Below are 16,739 nucleotides of genomic sequence, written 5' to 3'. Positions count from 1 at the left end.
TTCGTTGTGCAAGGCCGAGGCGCTCATGAATGTTCACGTCAGTTACCGTCTTCATAAAATTCCCGCCGTCGAAAAAGATATCCAACATCAGATCGAAAAACTGCAAAAACGACTACAGGTTTTCCGTCCCGAACTGATCCATCTCAAGGGCGTCGTCGAGGAAATCTCGCCGCGCGAGGGCACCAGCGTTTCCCTGAATCTGCGCTTGCCATCGGGCCAAATGGCTGTGCAGGTTTCCGCTGCCAACGCCGCGACTGCGGTGAAGGGTGCGTTTGAAGATTTGCTGCAGCAGGTGAACAAGCACAAAGATGTTCTGCGGGCATCGCACAGGTGGCAGCGCGGCAAGCGCGGAACCAGCGCCCGGTCCCGTGCCACGATGCGGGAAGTTCCCTTTGAGCAAACCATCGCCGCCGTGTTTCCGCCCACCATTTCCGCAGACGACATCCGCTCCTATGTCAACGTGAACCTCGGCCGCTTAGAGCGCTTCGTCGAACGGGAGATCTATTTCCGCGAGGCGCAGGAATCCATCGCGCCCGACAGTCTCTCGAAGGATGAAGTAATTGACGAGACCATTGCGGCCGCGCTTGGCGACGGTCAGGAAAAGCCGGAACGCCTGGCGCTGGAGCCCTGGCTGTATCGCCTGGCGCTGCGCGCGCTCGATGAACTTTCGCGTACCGACGAGAGCAATGGCAACGCCCGGCCTCTGGAAGACTCCGCTCGAGCGCGGAACGTGCGGGGCAGCGATGAACCGGAGCTGCAATTTCATCAGCCCGACGAATCCATGACCGGCGCGAGCGTAATCGCAGACGCTCGCGTGGCTACCCCGGAGCAGATCATGGTTTCCGACGAATTGCTGCGCGTGATCGCGTCTGCCTTGCGCGATCTCGGGTCGGGTCCGCGCGAGACCTTCATCCTGCATGCAATTGAAGGCTTCGGCGTCGAAGAAATTGCGGCCATTACCGGCCTCCCGCCGGAGCGCGTGCTCACGTTTGTTTCCGCTGCCCGCGACCATTTACGCAAGGCGCCCGGGCTGGCCCAGGAGTTCCGGGGCCGGCTAGCTCCGACCGGCACCGCCTAATTTCAATCTTAATTTTATTAGAGGATTATCTATGTCGATCACTCGCGAACAAATCCGAGAGTTAACTGAATTTCAAGATGAAAAATCCTGTGCCGTCAGTTTTTATTTCCAACCCACGACGCCGCGTAACAAGGCGCACAAGGAAGATACGATTCTGATCAAGGATCTGACCCGCGAAGCGCTGCACAACTTGGAGAGTAAAGGCGAGAGCAAAGGCCAAAGAGAATTCGCTCGCGGCGACTTAGACCGCATCCTGCGACTATCGGCTGAACTGCGCAGCAATGGAACCCATGGCAAAGCCGTGTTTGCGTGCGCTGGGCAAAACATCTGGCGTGAATACGATTTACCCGCCAGCCTTCCCGGCACACAACTTTTCGTCGACCGGCATTTTCATTTAAAACCAATTGCGTATCTTCTGGGCGCGTCTCCGCTTCTGGGGGTGGTGCTAATCGATCGCCATCGCGCCCGCATTTTCGATCTTCGTCTGGGCGAGTTGACCGAACGCGAAGACTTGTTTCATCCGCTGCCGCGCCGGGGCCGCAGCGACGGCTTTGCCGGCTATGACGGCGGGCACGCCCAGCGCCGCGTGGAAGACGAGGCCCGCCAGCACTTCAAAAATGTAGCCGAAACGTTGAAAGATCTTTTGGAGAGAAATGTGTTTGAGAAATGGATTCTGGCCTGCCAGGAAGCTCATCTCTCTCAAGTGGAACCGCAACTTCATTCCTCAGTAAGCCATGCGCTGATTGGCCGCTTCCATGCGGACCTGGCGCACGTGACTCGCGATGAGATTCGTACTCTCGCGCAGCCGATCGTCGAGCGTTGGCAAAGCCATCGGCGGCGCGAGTTAGTCGAGCAGGCTGTGAGCCAGGCGCGCAGCAATGGACGAGGTGTAACTGGACTACGCCGCGTGTTGCGCTCGCTGGAGCTGGGAGAGGTTCAGACGTTGCTGGTGGGAGAAAATCTACAATCGCACGCCATCGAGTGTTCCTCGTGCGGACACATCGATGCTCATCTCGTCAGCTTCTGTCCGGCCTGCGGTCATGCCACCCAAGAGATTGTCGACGTCGGCGAGGCCATCCTGCCCTGGGTGATTCGCCGCGACATCGAAACGCTTTACGTGAAGGACGATCCGGAGTTCGACAAGGTCGGCAACATTGCCGCCCTGCTACGTTACCGTACAGAAAATGTGCAGCCGATTTCCACGACCGCGGCCGATGAACTGAGCCGAGCAGGCGCGGCCTACCCCGGCCGGCTGCGCCGCTTCGCCAGCCGCTGAGAAGGCAGACACTTATGAGCGAGCAGGAAATATAGTCCGTCTCGCTGATTGCTTTGCATGCAAATATGCGAAGCGCTTCTCACCAAATCTCCCGCAGTACGTTGTCATCCGGAGTAGCCGTTCTTCGGGCGAGCGAGATTCTGCCCTGAGCCAGTCGAAGGGATCTCACGCTCAAGCGGCCTGGCGCGGAAGCCAGCATGCGATTCATGAATCTCTACTTTCAACCCGTGATATCCTTCCGGGTTCTGCTCGCATGATCGCGTCCAGTGCAATAGGAGAAATGTAGAACGCGATCGGTTGAAGGCTAACCTAAGGAGTTTCCATGACATTCTCGCGCCGCGAGTTTGTAAAGACCTCAATTGTCGGAGCCGTCGCCACCGGAGTGGGAACACATGCGGCGATTCCGGAAGCGCTTGCGAAAGCCGGGCAGCAAGGGCAAGTATCGCAGAGCGACGCGCCCAAGCGCCCGATGATCATCTGCGCTCACAATGGCTATGCCTACGTCGAGGCCGCATACACCTTCCTCAAGGCTGGCGGAGATACGCTCGATGCGGCGGTTCAAGTAGTGAAAGGACCCGAGGACGATCCCAAGGACGATTCCGTCGGACTGGGCGGCCTGCCCAACGAGGAAGGCGTGGTCGAACTCGATTCCTGCTGCATGCACGGCCCGACGCGGCGCGCCGGGTCGGTCGGCGGCGTGCGCAATATCAAGAATGTTTCCATGGCGGCGAAGGCCGTCATGGAACGTACCGGGCACGTCATGCTGGTGGGAGAGGGCGCCGAACGATTCGCCGTGGCGATGGGGCAACCCCGCGAGAACCTGCTGACCGACCGTTCGCGTAAAATCTGGCTGCTGTGGAAGGAATTCAATTCCGATCGCGACTGGTGGGGACCGGGCATCGCCGACCCGCACTGGCGTCCTCCCGCGCAGGAATCGAAGCCGCAGGCCTCGTTGCATCAGGATGTATTACCCGAGCGCATTCAACAACTACAGCAGCGCGCAGCCGAACTGGGCATTGAGCCGGAGTTTCAACTCGCGGCTGTGCGGCGCGTGCTGTTTCCGCCCTCAGGCACCATTCACTGCTCGGTGTTAAACGAGAAAGGCGAAATGTCGGGCATTACAACGACGAGCGGCTTGGCCTTCAAACTGCCCGGCCGTTGCGGCGATTCGCCGATCATCGGCGCCGGCTGCTACACCGATCAGGACGTGGGGTCCGCCGGTGCGACCGGCGCCGGAGAAGAGAACATCAAAGTGGCGGGCGCTCACACCATCGTCGAGAACATGCGCCACGGCTTGTCTCCGCACGAAGCCGGTATGGACGCGCTCAAACGCATCGTACGCAATTACAACGGCGACATGACCAAACTCCGCTACATGGATATGACGTATTACGTTCTGCGTAAAGACGGGGCGTATGCGGGAGTCTGCCTCTGGGAAGGTTATTCCGCAGGCAATCCGCACCGATTCTGCGTGCATGACGGAACGCTGCGCGAGGAAGTTGCGACTCCGCTGCTCAAAGGATATTCTCAGGACTGGCCGCCCATGCCGAAGGTGCCCGAGGATTTGAAGAAGGACTCGGAGTATCTGAAGTAGGCTCCTGGCTGCCCTGCGGAGCCTACTTCAGCGTCGGCCTTCTTCGATCAAATCCTTAACCGTCATACCCTCAGGCAGAGGTTTGACGCTTTTTCGAATTTCCTCAATGCTCGCGAACGCCTCCGCGACGGTTCGCTCGTCGGGCAGTCCAGCAACATCCACGGTTTTGGTGGGCCGCTCGTTTTTTGTCGCAATTGTTTTCACTTGTTTGGATTTAGGAGTGTTGGGACGTTTCGTTGCTTTCGTTGCCACTGGCATATCCTCCGCCACATAGTATCGGCAAACGACCAAAGACCAATGACGACCTCCCTACAAGAACCTCACCTTCACATCCGGCCCTTTCTCCAGGTGAATGCTCTCCACAAACCGCACCTTGGCAGTACGCAACGTCATGATGACCGACGATGTTCGCGTCCCTTCGCCAAAAAAACGTACGCCTTTGAGCAGCGCGCCGTCGGTAACGCCCGTAGCCGCGAAAATCAATTGCTTTCCGGGAGCGAGGTCTTCGGCCTCGTAAATTCTGTTTTTGTCCTTGATGCCCATCCTGGCGAGCCGCTCTTCCTGGTCGGGCTTCACCACCAACCGGCCGAGCATGTATCCATTGAGGCAGCGGATGGCCGCGGCTGTGATCACTCCCTCCGGCGCGCCGCCCGAGCCCATTACCGCGTGAACGCCGGTACCAATCACAGCCGCGGCAATTCCGGCGGACAAATCGCCGTCGCCGATCAGCCGAATTCGCGCTCCCGCCGCCCGAATATCCGCAATCAGTTGCTCGTGACGCGGCCGGTCGAGCACGATCACCACCAGGTCTTCCACGTCGCGGTCAAGCCGCTTGGCGATATTTTTCAGATTGTCGGATACCGGCGCATCCAGTTCGACCGCATCCTTGCATGACGGCCCAACGACAATTTTCTCCATGTAGCAATCTGGAGCGTTGAGCAGGCCTCCGCGCTCCGAGGCCGCGAGCACGGTAATCGCCCCGGGCGCGCCCGTAGCGCATAGGTTGGTCCCTTCAAGCGGATCGACCGCGATGTCGACCTCAGGAACCTCCATGCCGTCGGGGAATTCGGCGCCAACTTTCTCCCCGATGTAAAGCATCGGCGCCTCGTCGCGCTCGCCCTCCCCAATCACAATCGTCCCCCGCATGGGGATCGAGTCCATAGTTCGGCGCATGGCTTCGGTGGCAACCTGATCGCTGAGTTTGCGCTCGCCTTGTCCCATGGTGCGGGCGGAGGCAATCGCTGCCACTTCCACCACCCGCAGGAATCGCGACGCCAGGTCGCTCTCGATGTTCTCCCCGAAAATTCGGGCCTTGCCCTCTGGACGAGTCTGCGTAGCCATAATAGTTTCTCCGGCGCGCTTGGATGCGGCGGTTACGCGCCGGGTTGAGACTATAACGCAACTGCGACGCCAATGGAAAGAAGCTAAAGCAAGGAAGCGAAGATGCGATTCGCAGTATCGTTATTGTTCGTGCATTCCCGGATACACGCCGGGCGCTGGCCGTGGTATTCTCCTATCCCTAAACTTGAACCTCGATTCGGAAACGGCCACATGCCCGACGCCCGCCCCCTGACTTTTCTCTGCATCACCACGTACGAGAAGGGGCAGGAGTTCATGCGCGAGTGCAAGCGTCAGGGCTGCTCAGTAATCCTGCTGACCGGGGAAAAATTGCGCGACGCCGATTGGCCGCGCGAAAGCTTGGATGACACCTTCTATTTACCGGCTGAAATTGCGCTCACCGACATTGTCGCCGCCGTGACTCACCTCGCTCGCACCCGCAAGCTCCATCGCATCGTTGCCCTTGACGAGTATGACATGGAAACCGCCGCGACCCTGCGCGAGCATCTGCGTATTCCGGGCATGGGCCTCACCACTATGCGCTATTTCCGCGACAAGCTGGCCATGCGCATGCGCGCGCTCGATCGTGATGTGCGGGTGCCCGATTTCGTCCCGATCGTAAACCACGGCGATATTCGCTATTACCTCGATCACGTGCCCGGTCCGTGGGTAGTCAAGCCGCGGCAAGAGGCGTCGGCGATCGGGATCAAGAAAATCCACGCCGCGGCAGAGTTATGGCCGTTGCTCGATCAACTTGGCGATAAGCAGTCGGGATATTTACTGGAGAAATTTCTTCCCGGCGATGTGTACCACGTCGACTCCGTCGTCTCTGAGAACGAAGTTGTCTTCGCCAACGTCAGTAAATACGGCAAGCCCCCCATGAACGTCGCTCAGGGCGGCGGTGTGTTCACGACGTTTACGGTGGCGCGGGGAAGCGACGAAGATGCGGGACTGCGGGCGATCAACCGCAAACTGATTGCGGCGCTCGGCCTGGTGCGGGGCGTGGCCCATGCCGAATTCATTCGGGCCCAAGCCGACGGCAATTTTTATTTTCTCGAATGCGCGGCCCGCGTCGGCGGAGCCTACATCAATGAGATGGTCGAGGCCTCCTCCGGAATCAACCTCTGGCGGGAGTGGGCGCGCATCGAAATCGCCGGCGACGACGGCGCCTACAAATTACCTCCGGTGCGCGAGGAATATGCCGGCGTGATTCTTTCTCTCGCCCGGCAAGAGAATCCCGACACTTCCGCCTACAACGATCCGGAAGTGTACTACCGCATCAAGAAGCATCATCATGCCGGCCTGGTGTTGCGTTCAACCGATCCGGATCGCATTCCTGAACTACTGGAAAGCTACGCCCGCCGCTTCGCCGACGAATTTCTCGCAGTAGAACCAGCCCGCGACAAGCCCACCGCCTAGCCCGTTCTCAGCGACTTCTTCTGTGACCTCAGCGCCCTCTGCGGTGAAGATTTTGATCTGAGTTTTACCGCAACTCAACGCGTGGCTCTGCTAACATCAGCCCATGAGCCCAACCACAACCGAGAATTCCGCGCAGGAACATTCCACGCCAGATCGCCCCGAGCGCAAGGAGCCGACCTATCTTTTCACTGAAAAATATGTAGCCGACAAGAGCGAGATCGCGCGCCGCTTCATCGAGACCCGGGCCCGCCTCAATGTTAACGTCGACAAGGTCAATAATTTTCTGGTCAAGCGCTTCTACAACATCGACCATAACACTTATCTGGAAGGCGCATTGCCCGCGAAGACGAAAGAGTTGATGGGCCTGGTAGCCTCAGCCTGCCTGCGTTGCGACGACTGCGTCTATTTCCACGCCATCCAGGCCTACCGCCTGGGCGTAACCCGCGCCGAGCAAGAAGAATCGCTCAATGTAGCCCTGGTCGTAGGCGGCAGCATCGTAGTCCCCCACCTGCGGCGGGCCTACGAGTTGCTGGAGGAGATGTACGGGTGAGGTTGCGGTGAAGAAGCCCTGAATGTGAATGATGTGGGGACAGCCGCCCTCGGCTGTCCGCCTCGCGGAGCCCGGCCAGGCCATTACGGCTCCACTCTTGCTCCCGATCTTCGCTGCAGCGCAGACATAATGAGGGCGATCACGATTAGCGCGATCCCTCCGCCCAGTTCAAGCCGCTGCGGACTGCGCAACGCTTCCCATACCACATCGGGCGGCCAGAAGATTTTGGCGTCTCGCAGGGCATCGAGGCACGCGTACACACCAGAGAGAAACCCTACTGCGGTTGCAACTCGACGCTGTTTCTCCGAAGTCATCTCGCCTGTCTATTCCGATAGGACCGCAGTCATCTTTATCGACACCAAGATGTTCGGAAGCTCAACGCCGAGCTTCGCGACAGAGCGCGCCGGCGGCGCAGCCGGAAAGAACTTCGCATACTCTTCGTTGAGCCCGCCGAAGTCGTCGGGCCTGGCCAGCAGCACTTGAACCTCGACGACATGCTCAAGCTTTGCGCCGGCGGCGCGCAGAATGCTCTCGCAGTTGACCAGCGCCTGCCGCGTTTGCGCCTGGATCGTCGAACCGGCCTGTTGATTCGTCTTCGGATCCATCCCCACAATACCCGACAGATATATCGTCGAGCCCACTTTGATTGCCTGGCTGAACAGAGCGGAGGTGGGTGCGTCGGAGGTTCGAATGATCTGTCTGCTCATCTGAGACTCCTAAGTTGACTGCCGATTTCCTTGACCTTCTTCGATGAATGCGAAGCTAGAACGCATCTATCCCCGTGACGCTCTGCCCGATGATCAGCGAGTGCACGTCGTGCGTGCCTTCGTAGGTTTTCACTGACTCCAGGTTCATCATGTGGCGCATTATTGGATAATCGTCGGCCACGCCGTTCGCACCGAGGATGTCCCGCGACAGGCGGGCGCACTCCAGGGCCATCCATACATTGTTGCGCTTCGCCATCGAGATATGCTGATGCTCAATCTTGCCCGCATCTTTCAAGCGGCCGACCTGTAACACCAGCAACTGGGCCTTCGTGATTTCGCTGATCATCCACGTCAGCTTGTCTTGCACGAGTTGATGTGAAGCAATCGGCTGATCGCGCCACTGTTTGCGCAGGAGCGAATATTGCAGCGCGCAGTCGTAGCACGACATGGCCGCGCCCAGCGCCCCCCACGCGATGCCGTAGCGGGCTTGATTCAGGCACATCAGCGGAGACTTCAGCCCGCCCGACTTCGGCAGCAGATTCGACGCGGGCACGTGCACATCCTGCAACGAAAGCCCCGAAGTCACCGACGCGCGCAGCGACCACTTGCCATGAATATCGTCAGCCTTGAAGCCGGGGCGGTTGGTCTCGACCAGAAATCCGCGGATGCGATCGTTCTCGCCTTCCACCTTCGCCCAGATGATGGCGACATCGGCAATCGTGCCCGACGTGATCCACATCTTCTCGCCGTTGATCACATATTCGTTGCCCACTTTCTTCGCGCGCGTGCGCATGCCGCCAGGGTTCGAACCGAAGTCGGGCTCGGTGAGCCCGAAGCAGCCGAGCTTTTCGCCTTTCTGCATCGGAGGCAGCCATTTTTCTTTCTGCTCGTCGCTGCCGAATTCATAAATCGGATACATGCACAGCCCCGACTGTACGCTCACAAAACTGCGCACGCCCGAGTCGCCGCGTTCCAGCTCTTGCGTCATCAGCCCATACTCGACGTTGCCCATGCCGGCGCAGCCATACCCCTTGAGCGACGCGCCGAAGAACCCAAGTTCGGCCATAGGCTTGACCAGTTCGCGCGGAAAGCGCCCGGCGCGGTTGCACTCCTCGATGATCGGAATCAGATTATCTTCAATGAACTGGCGCGTAGTGTCGCGCACCAGCCGCTCTTCTTCGGTCAGCAGCGAATCGTACTGAATAAAATCGACCCCTCGAAATTTGATGGCAGACATAAGCAGTCTCCGTAGTTCCGACTTTACCCGAACCCTGCGCAAGGCAAACATACGACGGTAGCAGGGCGAGCAGGCGGGGTCAAACCGTCCAGATGTGATTGCAGCGAATCAGTGCGAAAAGGAAATTACAGTGTATGCTAATGGCGTTGTTTCCTTCTAATAAATCGATTCAATAGCATCCAGCAGACATTGCACGGTCTGCCTGATCGAATCGGGAGAGCATAATGCCATTTCGCATCAACTGTCATTTTGCGGTCGCAATACTGATGGCCGCAACGTTGCTAACCGCGAATCCCGCCCTCGCCCAGCAGGTTACCGTCGATGCCGATCCCGCCCACGTGGCCAACACGTTCAGCCCCGTGCGCTCTCTGGGCGCGGCCATCGACCGCCTGCGCACTGGAACTCCCGATCACCTGCTCAAAGACCCCTTGCTGAAAGAAATCCTCGGCGCGGGATGGCAGACGGTGACCTATCGCCAGAACACCGAACTGATGGTCGAGGCCTGGCATTGGAATCCGGCGGGGAAGTGGAGCAATGCCGACAAGCAGGAAGGCTACTTCGTCGGCAGTGCCGAGCCCGGTGAAGAAATTCATAACTCGTGGGCATACCCGCTGCCGCATCGCGGCTTCAGCCGCGGCGACGGCAACGGCTGGTCGCGCCTCACCGACGGCGATCTTAATTCTTACTGGAAGTCCAATCCATATTTGACCAAAGCTTTCACCGGAGAGGATGACTCGCTGCATCCGCAGTGGGTGATGATCGACCTTGGCAGCAAGATTGACCTAAACGCGATCCGCATCGCATGGGCCGATCCCTACGCCAAGAAATATTCCGTCCAATTCTGGACTGGCGAGCTCGAGCCTTTTTACGACGGCACCACCAAAGGCACCTGGCAGACTTTTCCCCTGGGCAACATCACCGACGGCAAGGGCGGCACCGTTACTCTGAAACTCGTCTCCTGGATGATCCCCGTCCGCTACATTCGCATCTGGATGACCGAGTCCTCCAACACCTGCGACACTCACGGCTCCGCCGACAAGCGCAACTGCGTGGGCTATGCCATCAACGAACTCTATGCCGGAGCGCTCTCGGCCGACGGCGCTTTCAACGATTACATCACGCATTTCCCCAGCCGCGATCAGACGATAACATGGCCATCTTCAGTTGATCCGTGGGTTGCTTCCACTGACCTCGATCAATCGCGCGGAGATCAAGTCGGCTTCGATTTCTTCTTCAACAGCGGTGTCACGCGCGGTCTGCCGACTATGGTGCCGATCGCCATGCTCTACTCGAACCCCGAAGATGCGGCCAACGAAATCGCGTATCTCTACAAACGCCACTATCCCATCTCCTGGATCGAGATGGGCGAGGAAGCCGACGGCCAGCACATGCTGCCGGAAGACTATGGCGCTCTCTACATCCAGTTCGCGACAGCAATTCACAAACTCGTCCCTGAGTCAAAGCTTGGAGGGCCGCCCTTCGAGGGCACGTTCGGCGACGTCGAAGTCTGGCCCGACGCGAACGGGAAAGTTTCCTGGCTCGGACGCTTCCTCGATTATCTGAAAGCTCACGGCCGCCTCGGAGACTTCACGTTTTTCTCGTTCGAACATTATCCCTATCAGGACAAGCCTACATATTCGTGGGCCGATCTTTATCCCGAGCCGGGATACGTCAGCCACATCGTGCAAGTCTGGAAAGACAACGGCCTGCCCCCGAACATCCCGTTCTTCATGACGGAAGGTAATATCGGCGGTGGCGCCGGCACTACGACGGTGAAGGGCGCGCTATGGCTGGCAGACTACGTCGGCACAATGATGAGCGAAGGCGCCGGCGCGACGTACTATTTCCATTACATGCCGACCCCCGGCCACTTCGGTGCGTATCCCCTGCTTCTGATCGACGAAAATTACAACGTCATTGGCTATCCGCCGCAATATATGGCCTCGCAGATCATCACCAAAGAATGGGTGCAACCCATCGACGCGCCCCACAAGCAGTTCAAGGCCGTAAGCGATGTGAACGACGCCGCCGGAAATGTGCTGGTCACGGCCTATGCGGTTGAGCGGCCCGATGGTCAGTGGTCGGTGATGCTGGTCAATCGCGACCAATCCAACGACCACGCGGTGAAAGTGGCATTCGCGGGCGCGGCGGGGAAAGGTCCGAGAGCAAGAAAAGATCGATTTTTTTCAGGCAAGGTCGATTGCGTCACCTTCGGCTCCAACGAATATCAATGGCACCCAGAGGGAACGCGCGGCCACGCCGATCCCGACGGTCCGCCGTCGAAGTCCACCGTAGATGGCGGCCCCGACGCGCTCTATCAGCTGCCCAGAGCATCGATCACCGTGCTGCGAGGCCGTATCGGGGAATGACGAATGCGTGCAATCGTGTTGCTTAACACCTTTGCGGCATAGTGGACACCGGTCGCGCGTGGGGCGAGGCGTTCGCCCCTCCACAAACTTATGTCAGTGCTTCGACAACCGCGTCGTGAAATTTGGGACGCACTAGTTTGATGGCTTGATTGGAACAGTCGGGCCAGGTGCGGTTCGTCAATAAAGTGATCGAGAGTTCGCGGTCGGGATCGATCCATAACGAAGTGCCGGTATAGCCGAGGTGACCGTAGGAACGGGGACCGAAATATTTTCCGGATTGCGAAGGAGTGGCCGGCGTGTCCCATCCCAGGGCGCGGGTTGTGCCGGGCGGCAAGACTTCGCGGCGTGTGAAGAGCGCCAAAGTTTCGGGCCGCAGAATGGGCTTTGAGATCGCCTCTCTTGAGTTCGCGTCGTTATGCGCTTGCGAAAAACTCGGGGTGTCTCGACCCACCGTCGTATTGGCTTCGGCTTCCTCGAAGTGACAATTTTGATATTGGAGCATGGCATGGGCGAAGCGGGCGAGATCTTCGGCGGTGGAGAATAGTCCCGCGTGTCCGGCGACTCCGCCGAGGACGTAGGCGTTTTCATCCTGGACTTCGCCCTGGATAATTCGCTTGCGGAAGATGCGGTCGTCGGCAGTTGCAGGAATGGACGAACGCAATTCTTTGCCCGGATCGAAGGTTGTGTTCGTCATGGCGAGCGGACCGAAAATTTCGCGCTGGCAGAAAAGGTCGAGAGACTCTTGCGCAATGCGTTCGAGCGCCGCGCCAAGAATGATGAATCCAATGTCACTGTATTCGCCGCGCGTGCCGGGATCGGCGCTTAAGGAAGTGCTGAAAGCGGCGAAGAGCAGTTCGTCGCGTGAATGCGCTTTCAGGAATAACTTTTCATAGGATGGCAGGCCGGAGGAGTGGTCGAGCAGCATGCGGAAAGTGACATTGCGGCGGCGAGCGTCGACTTCTTCGCAAGCGTCCGCCAGAAATTCCGGAAGCGTTCCGACGATGGGTGCGTCAAGTTCGAGGAGGCCGCGTTCGTGCAGGATTGCGGCCATAGTGGTTGTGGCGATGGGCTTGGTGACGGAGGCGATGTCGAAAAGGGTGGAGGAGGTGACTTCGAAATTGGGGAAGGGCGGGGCATCCGCGTCGTAAGTAAAGTGACCGAGCGATTTCAGGGCTACCAGGCGATCTTGCTGCGTGACGGCGATGGAGGCGGCGGGGAAGGCTCGCTCCGCGATCGCTTCGCGCAGAACGGAGAAGGCCGACGCGAAGACTACGTCCTGATGGTCGAACGACGGGATCAGGGCAGTTGAGGGGCGCGTATTCAAGGTGCGACGAGGCCTCGGAAACAGCGGATGATGCAATGATCGTTGATGCAGCGATCGCTGATTTACTGATCGTAGCACGGAGCGAGAGGCATCCCGCATGTGGCGAGGACGGCACCTATTACGGGAGTTTCTTGAGCGACGCTGCGGCGTTGTGTAGAGTCGAGAGATGGTTGAGATTCGCGGAAGTGGGTGTGCTTGTAGTCGACCAAGGGTGGCTCTGCGTCGAGTGGGGAGGGCCACTTTGAACGTGATGCTCATGGGGGCTTATGGTGCGCTGCTTTGCGGCAGGAGTGGCGCGATTGCCGGGCTTCGCCCGACTGGACGGACGAATGCGTCCGTCCCCACGTGGTCCTTTCCTTCATCTGGCTCTTCTTCATCGTCATCCTCATCTTTCTCTTCCCCAACCTCTGCCGAAGCAGCGTCTCATACATCGGCAGCGGTGAAGTTAAGCGGGGTCGATGCGGTCATTCAGCAAGCCATTGCAGACGGCACCATTCCGGGCGCGGTGCTCGTGGTGGGGCATGACGGCTCCGTGATTTATCGCAAGGCGTATGGCGAGCGGGCGCTCGAGCCGAAGCGCGAGCCGATGACGCTCGACACGGTGTTCGATCTGGCGTCGCTGACCAAGGTGATTGCCACGACAACATCGGTGATGCAGTTGGTCGAACAGGGCAAGGTGCGTATGAACGATCCGGTGGCGAAATATCTGCCGGAGTTTGCGCAGAATGAGAAGGGCGACATCACGGTGCGGCAGTTGCTGACGCACTACTCGGGGCTGGAGCCGGATCTGGATTTGAAAGCGGCGTGGGAAGGGAAGGACACGGCGTACAGCATGGCATATGCCGAGACACCTGCCCAGTCGCCAGGTTCGTCGTTCACTTATAGCGATATTAATTTCATTGTACTGGGGGCGCTGGTGGAGCGGGTCACGGGTGAGCCGCTGGATGAATATGCGGCGCGGCATATTTTCGTGCGTCTGAAGATGACGCATACGCGGTTCGTGCCTCCGGCGGCATGGCGCGCGAAAATTGCGCCGACGCAGTATGACGAGAATGAGAAGATGCTGCGGGGGCTGGTGCATGATCCCACGGCCCGGCGGATGGGCGGCGTGGCCGGGCATGCGGGGCTGTTCTCGACGGCGGACGATCTGGCAAAGTTCGCCCAGGCTTTGCTGAACGGGGGTGACGGAATTTTATCGGCGGCGGCGGTCGAGAAGATGACTTCACCGGAACAGCCTCCGGCGGCGCCCGTGCTGCGCGGGTTTGGCTGGGATATCGATTCTCCGTTCTCGTCGAATCGCGGCGATCTGCTGCCGGTGGGCTCGTTTGGGCACACCGGGTTTACCGGAACGTCGATGTGGATCGATCCGACCACGCAGAGTTACATCATTTTGCTGACCAATGCGGTGCATCCGCGCGGGAAGTCGAACGCGGTTGCGCTACGCTCGAAGGTCGCGACGGAAATAGCTGCAGCGCTGAAGTTGACTGTGAGCGAGAAAGACGCGCTGCGCTGGAAGAGCATCACCGGTTACAACGAAGCGCAGAGCGCCGCGCGGCGTATGAATGCGCGGAATGGGAGCGTGAAGACTGGCATCGACGTGCTTGAAGAGCATGGGTTTGATGTGCTGAAGACGGCGGAGAGCCCGGCTTCTCAACTGCAAGCTTCTGAAGGAAAGACCGTTCAAACAAAGATGCGAGTCGGGGTGGTCACGAATCAGACCGGCATCGACAGTCAGGGGCTTCGCACAATTGATGTGCTGGCGAAAGTGCCCGGCGTTTCGCTCGATGCGATTTTCAGTCCGGAGCATGGCGTGACGGGTGAGTTGGACACAACCCACGTCGGCAATACCGTGGACGCGGCAACCGGTGTCCGGGTTTACAGCGTTTACGGCGGCACCGATGCCGCGCGGCGGCCACCGCCGGAGGTGATGAAGAATCTCGATGCCGTAGTGTTCGACATTCAGGATGCCGGAGTGCGCTACTTCACCTACGAAACAACACTGGGATACTTTCTGGAAGGCGCGGCTAAGGCGGGCGTGGAGTTGATTGTGCTCGACCGGCCCGACCCAGCGACAGGATCTTTTGTGCAAGGTCCGGTGTCGGATGCCGGGCATGAGAATTTCACAGATTACTGGGTCGTACCGGTCCGCCCGGGAATGACGATGGGCGAGCTGGCCAGGATGTTTAACGCCGAGCGAAATATTAACGCCAAGCTGACCGTGGTCCCGATGGAAGGATGGCAGCGCGGCGACTGGTTTGATTCCACAGGTCTCGTGTGGGTGAATCCATCACCGAACTTGCGCAGCGTATACGAGGCCTCGCTGTATCCCGGCGTGGCGATAGTCGAGTACACGAATGTTTCAGTCGGGCGCGGCACGGATACTCCGTTCGAGTTGCTGGGCGCGCCCTGGGTTAAGGGCAAGGAACTGGCGGCATACTTGAATGGGCGCGGAATTGCCGGAGTGCGTTTTGTACCCGTTACGTTCACGCCGACCTCAAGTAACTATGCCGGGAAGCTGTGCGAAGGAGTCAACTTTGTGGTGACCGATCGCAATGGATTTGACGCTTCGGAACTGGGGATTGAACTGGCGGCGGCGCTGCGGAAGCTGTATCCGGCGGATTATAAGATCGACCGGCTGCCCGAGTTGTTGATGAATCAGAGCGTTTACGATGCGCTGCTGGCGGGGCAGGATCCGCGGCGAATTGCGCAGGATTGGCAGGAGGGGTTGCAGGCATTTATGAAGATTAGGGAGAAATATTTGATTTACAAGTGAGAGAAACACGGGCGGACAACGCGTCCGTCCCCGCACTTGTGGGAAAATCGTACTTGCGATCACGGGCGGTTTGGGATATAAGTTCCGGCCTGAGGTTGAGGGAATCCCTTCCCTTGGAGGTCTTCCATGGGGGTTACGCAAAAAGCTGCTGACGCATACACGCTCTTCAAGAGAACCAAGAAGATTTACACCTACGGAAAACTGGTCAAGCAATCGATCGACGAGGACACGCGAACCGGCGCCCTGATGAAGCTGGGGATCCGAGCTATGCTCGACCTGGCGGGTAAGGCTATTGGCACATCTCTGACTTCGCACCCATATTTCACGTATCACAAGGCACACCTGGAGGCTCTGGCGCAGGCCCTGAATGCTTCCAGCAATCTTGATAAAGCCGAAGCTGCATTGAATAGCGCGATTCGCTCCGCCGATGCGTCAGCATCGCTCAGAAAGGCCCTGGACGATTACGAACATCGCAAGAACGGACTGAAGTTTACCTACACCGTATTCATCTCGGGGTCGCTCTTGCTTCTGCGCGACCGGGCGACGGATCCGGAAGCGGCCAAGGATATTCGTGATGCAGGCCAGACGCCGGAGTCATTGCAGGCTACGACCGGCCAAAATATTTATGAATGGCGTGCCAACTGGTGCGACTTATATCTCGATAGTGTGGGACTCCTCGCTATGGCAGAGGTGGAACTGCAGGCCACCAAAGCCGCGATGCAGAAGTTCGATGAAAAAATGAAGGCGCTGGCCACGGGAGGAAGCATCGGGACTGTCGCCTACTACAGCATGCAGGAGCGTCGACAGTGGGACGAATATGATCGCGCGACCCAGTCGGGCGGCGGAAGCGTTCAGGCGGTCGAAGATCCGTCAGGCTATGCGCAGAGTCAAGTCGATGCCATCGAAGAAGCGTCGAATAACCTGGGCAATGGCTGCGACGCCGCAATGAGCGACGACGCGTACAAGCCAGACATTATGGTTCATCGCATGCATGACTTGTAGGAACAGCCATGGCTGCTTGGTGCGAGCGCTCAGGGGCTTCCGGTCCAATGATCTCTGTCAGCCGGGGGCCGG

The 16,739-nt window shown here is 58.7% G+C and carries 13 protein-coding genes; 8 read left to right on the top strand and 5 right to left on the bottom strand.

Annotated features, from left to right (window positions below):
* Nucleotides 1-25: 25 nt before the first annotated feature.
* The 3 genes from VGM18_06240 (at nt 26) to VGM18_06230 (ending at nt 3,948) form a co-directional block, all read left to right on the top strand.
* Entirely contained in the window at nt 26-1,078 is a 1,053-nt protein-coding gene (locus tag VGM18_06240) for a hypothetical protein (GenBank protein HEY3972584.1), read from the top strand.
* Nucleotides 1,079-1,109: 31 nt separating this feature from the next.
* Nucleotides 1,110-2,354, top strand: a complete 1,245-nt coding sequence (locus VGM18_06235) for a host attachment protein (GenBank protein HEY3972583.1) — start codon at nt 1,110-1,112, stop codon at nt 2,352-2,354.
* Nucleotides 2,355-2,676: 322 nt separating this feature from the next.
* Complete coding sequence (locus VGM18_06230) at nt 2,677-3,948, top strand: N(4)-(beta-N-acetylglucosaminyl)-L-asparaginase (GenBank protein ID HEY3972582.1); 1,272 nt, start codon at nt 2,677-2,679, stop codon at nt 3,946-3,948.
* A 27-nt stretch (nt 3,949-3,975) separates the two neighbouring features.
* Here the strand turns inward: VGM18_06230 and VGM18_06225 are convergent, their stop codons facing one another.
* Both VGM18_06225 and glpX read right to left on the bottom strand, forming a co-directional pair.
* On the bottom strand, nt 3,976-4,200 hold the full coding sequence (locus tag VGM18_06225) for a hypothetical protein (GenBank protein ID HEY3972581.1): 225 nt from the start codon (nt 4,198-4,200) through the stop codon (nt 3,976-3,978).
* A gap of 57 nt (nt 4,201-4,257) precedes the next feature.
* Nucleotides 4,258-5,289 carry a class II fructose-bisphosphatase gene (gene glpX, locus VGM18_06220; protein HEY3972580.1) on the bottom strand — a complete coding sequence of 344 codons (1,032 nt, stop codon included), beginning with the start codon at nt 5,287-5,289 and terminating at the stop codon, nt 4,258-4,260.
* A gap of 210 nt (nt 5,290-5,499) precedes the next feature.
* On the opposite strand from glpX, the gene VGM18_06215 reads away from it, so the two are divergent.
* Both VGM18_06215 and VGM18_06210 read left to right on the top strand, forming a co-directional pair.
* Entirely contained in the window at nt 5,500-6,705 is a 1,206-nt protein-coding gene (locus VGM18_06215) for an ATP-grasp domain-containing protein (GenBank protein ID HEY3972579.1), read from the top strand.
* A 103-nt stretch (nt 6,706-6,808) separates the two neighbouring features.
* The gene (locus VGM18_06210; GenBank protein HEY3972578.1) at nt 6,809-7,255 is read left to right on the top strand and encodes a carboxymuconolactone decarboxylase family protein; all 447 of its coding nucleotides are present in this window, start codon (nt 6,809-6,811) and stop codon (nt 7,253-7,255) included.
* A 323-nt stretch (nt 7,256-7,578) separates the two neighbouring features.
* On the opposite strand, the gene VGM18_06205 is transcribed toward VGM18_06210, so the two are convergent.
* Together VGM18_06205 and VGM18_06200 are read right to left on the bottom strand one after the other, a co-directional pair.
* Entirely contained in the window at nt 7,579-7,962 is a 384-nt protein-coding gene (locus VGM18_06205) for a Rid family hydrolase (GenBank protein ID HEY3972577.1), read from the bottom strand.
* Nucleotides 7,963-8,017: 55 nt separating this feature from the next.
* On the bottom strand, nt 8,018-9,199 hold the full coding sequence (locus tag VGM18_06200; protein ID HEY3972576.1) for an acyl-CoA dehydrogenase family protein: 1,182 nt from the start codon (nt 9,197-9,199) through the stop codon (nt 8,018-8,020).
* A 224-nt stretch (nt 9,200-9,423) separates the two neighbouring features.
* On the opposite strand from VGM18_06200, the gene VGM18_06195 reads away from it, so the two are divergent.
* The gene (locus VGM18_06195) at nt 9,424-11,568 is read left to right on the top strand and encodes a discoidin domain-containing protein (protein ID HEY3972575.1); all 2,145 of its coding nucleotides are present in this window, start codon (nt 9,424-9,426) and stop codon (nt 11,566-11,568) included.
* 88 nt (nt 11,569-11,656) lie between these two features.
* Here VGM18_06195 and VGM18_06190 read toward each other — a convergent pair whose 3' ends face one another.
* Complete coding sequence (locus VGM18_06190) at nt 11,657-12,892, bottom strand: serine hydrolase domain-containing protein (GenBank protein ID HEY3972574.1); 1,236 nt, start codon at nt 12,890-12,892, stop codon at nt 11,657-11,659.
* 439 nt (nt 12,893-13,331) lie between these two features.
* Between VGM18_06190 and VGM18_06185 the strand changes: the two genes are divergently transcribed.
* Nucleotides 13,332-15,665: a serine hydrolase gene (locus VGM18_06185; protein ID HEY3972573.1), complete on the top strand. Its 2,334-nt coding sequence runs from the start codon at nt 13,332-13,334 to the stop codon at nt 15,663-15,665.
* Between the two features lie 126 nt (nt 15,666-15,791).
* Entirely contained in the window at nt 15,792-16,667 is an 876-nt protein-coding gene (locus VGM18_06180; GenBank protein HEY3972572.1) for a hypothetical protein, read from the top strand.
* Nucleotides 16,668-16,739 lie beyond the last annotated feature (72 nt).

It is taken from the genome of Candidatus Sulfotelmatobacter sp. (assembly GCA_036500765.1).
In the GTDB taxonomy this organism is placed as follows: domain Bacteria; phylum Acidobacteriota; class Terriglobia; order Terriglobales; family Acidobacteriaceae; genus Sulfotelmatobacter.
This window is presented reverse-complemented; position numbering and strand designations above follow the sequence as displayed.

What these genes read in the sequence shown, in the direction of transcription:
- VGM18_06240 (HEY3972584.1), top strand. Translation starts at nt 26, where the DNA reads ATGAATGTTCACGTCAGTTACCGTCTTCATAAAATTCCCGCCGTCGAA.
- VGM18_06235 (HEY3972583.1), top strand. Translation starts at nt 1,110, where the DNA reads ATGTCGATCACTCGCGAACAAATCCGAGAGTTAACTGAATTTCAAGAT.
- VGM18_06230 (HEY3972582.1), top strand. Translation starts at nt 2,677, where the DNA reads ATGACATTCTCGCGCCGCGAGTTTGTAAAGACCTCAATTGTCGGAGCC.
- glpX (HEY3972580.1), bottom strand. Translation starts at nt 5,289, where the DNA reads ATGGCTACGCAGACTCGTCCAGAGGGCAAGGCCCGAATTTTCGGGGAG.
- VGM18_06215 (HEY3972579.1), top strand. Translation starts at nt 5,500, where the DNA reads ATGCCCGACGCCCGCCCCCTGACTTTTCTCTGCATCACCACGTACGAG.
- VGM18_06210 (HEY3972578.1), top strand. Translation starts at nt 6,809, where the DNA reads ATGAGCCCAACCACAACCGAGAATTCCGCGCAGGAACATTCCACGCCA.
- VGM18_06205 (HEY3972577.1), bottom strand. Translation starts at nt 7,962, where the DNA reads ATGAGCAGACAGATCATTCGAACCTCCGACGCACCCACCTCCGCTCTG.
- VGM18_06200 (HEY3972576.1), bottom strand. Translation starts at nt 9,199, where the DNA reads ATGTCTGCCATCAAATTTCGAGGGGTCGATTTTATTCAGTACGATTCG.
- VGM18_06195 (HEY3972575.1), top strand. Translation starts at nt 9,424, where the DNA reads ATGCCATTTCGCATCAACTGTCATTTTGCGGTCGCAATACTGATGGCC.
- VGM18_06180 (HEY3972572.1), top strand. Translation starts at nt 15,792, where the DNA reads ATGGGGGTTACGCAAAAAGCTGCTGACGCATACACGCTCTTCAAGAGA.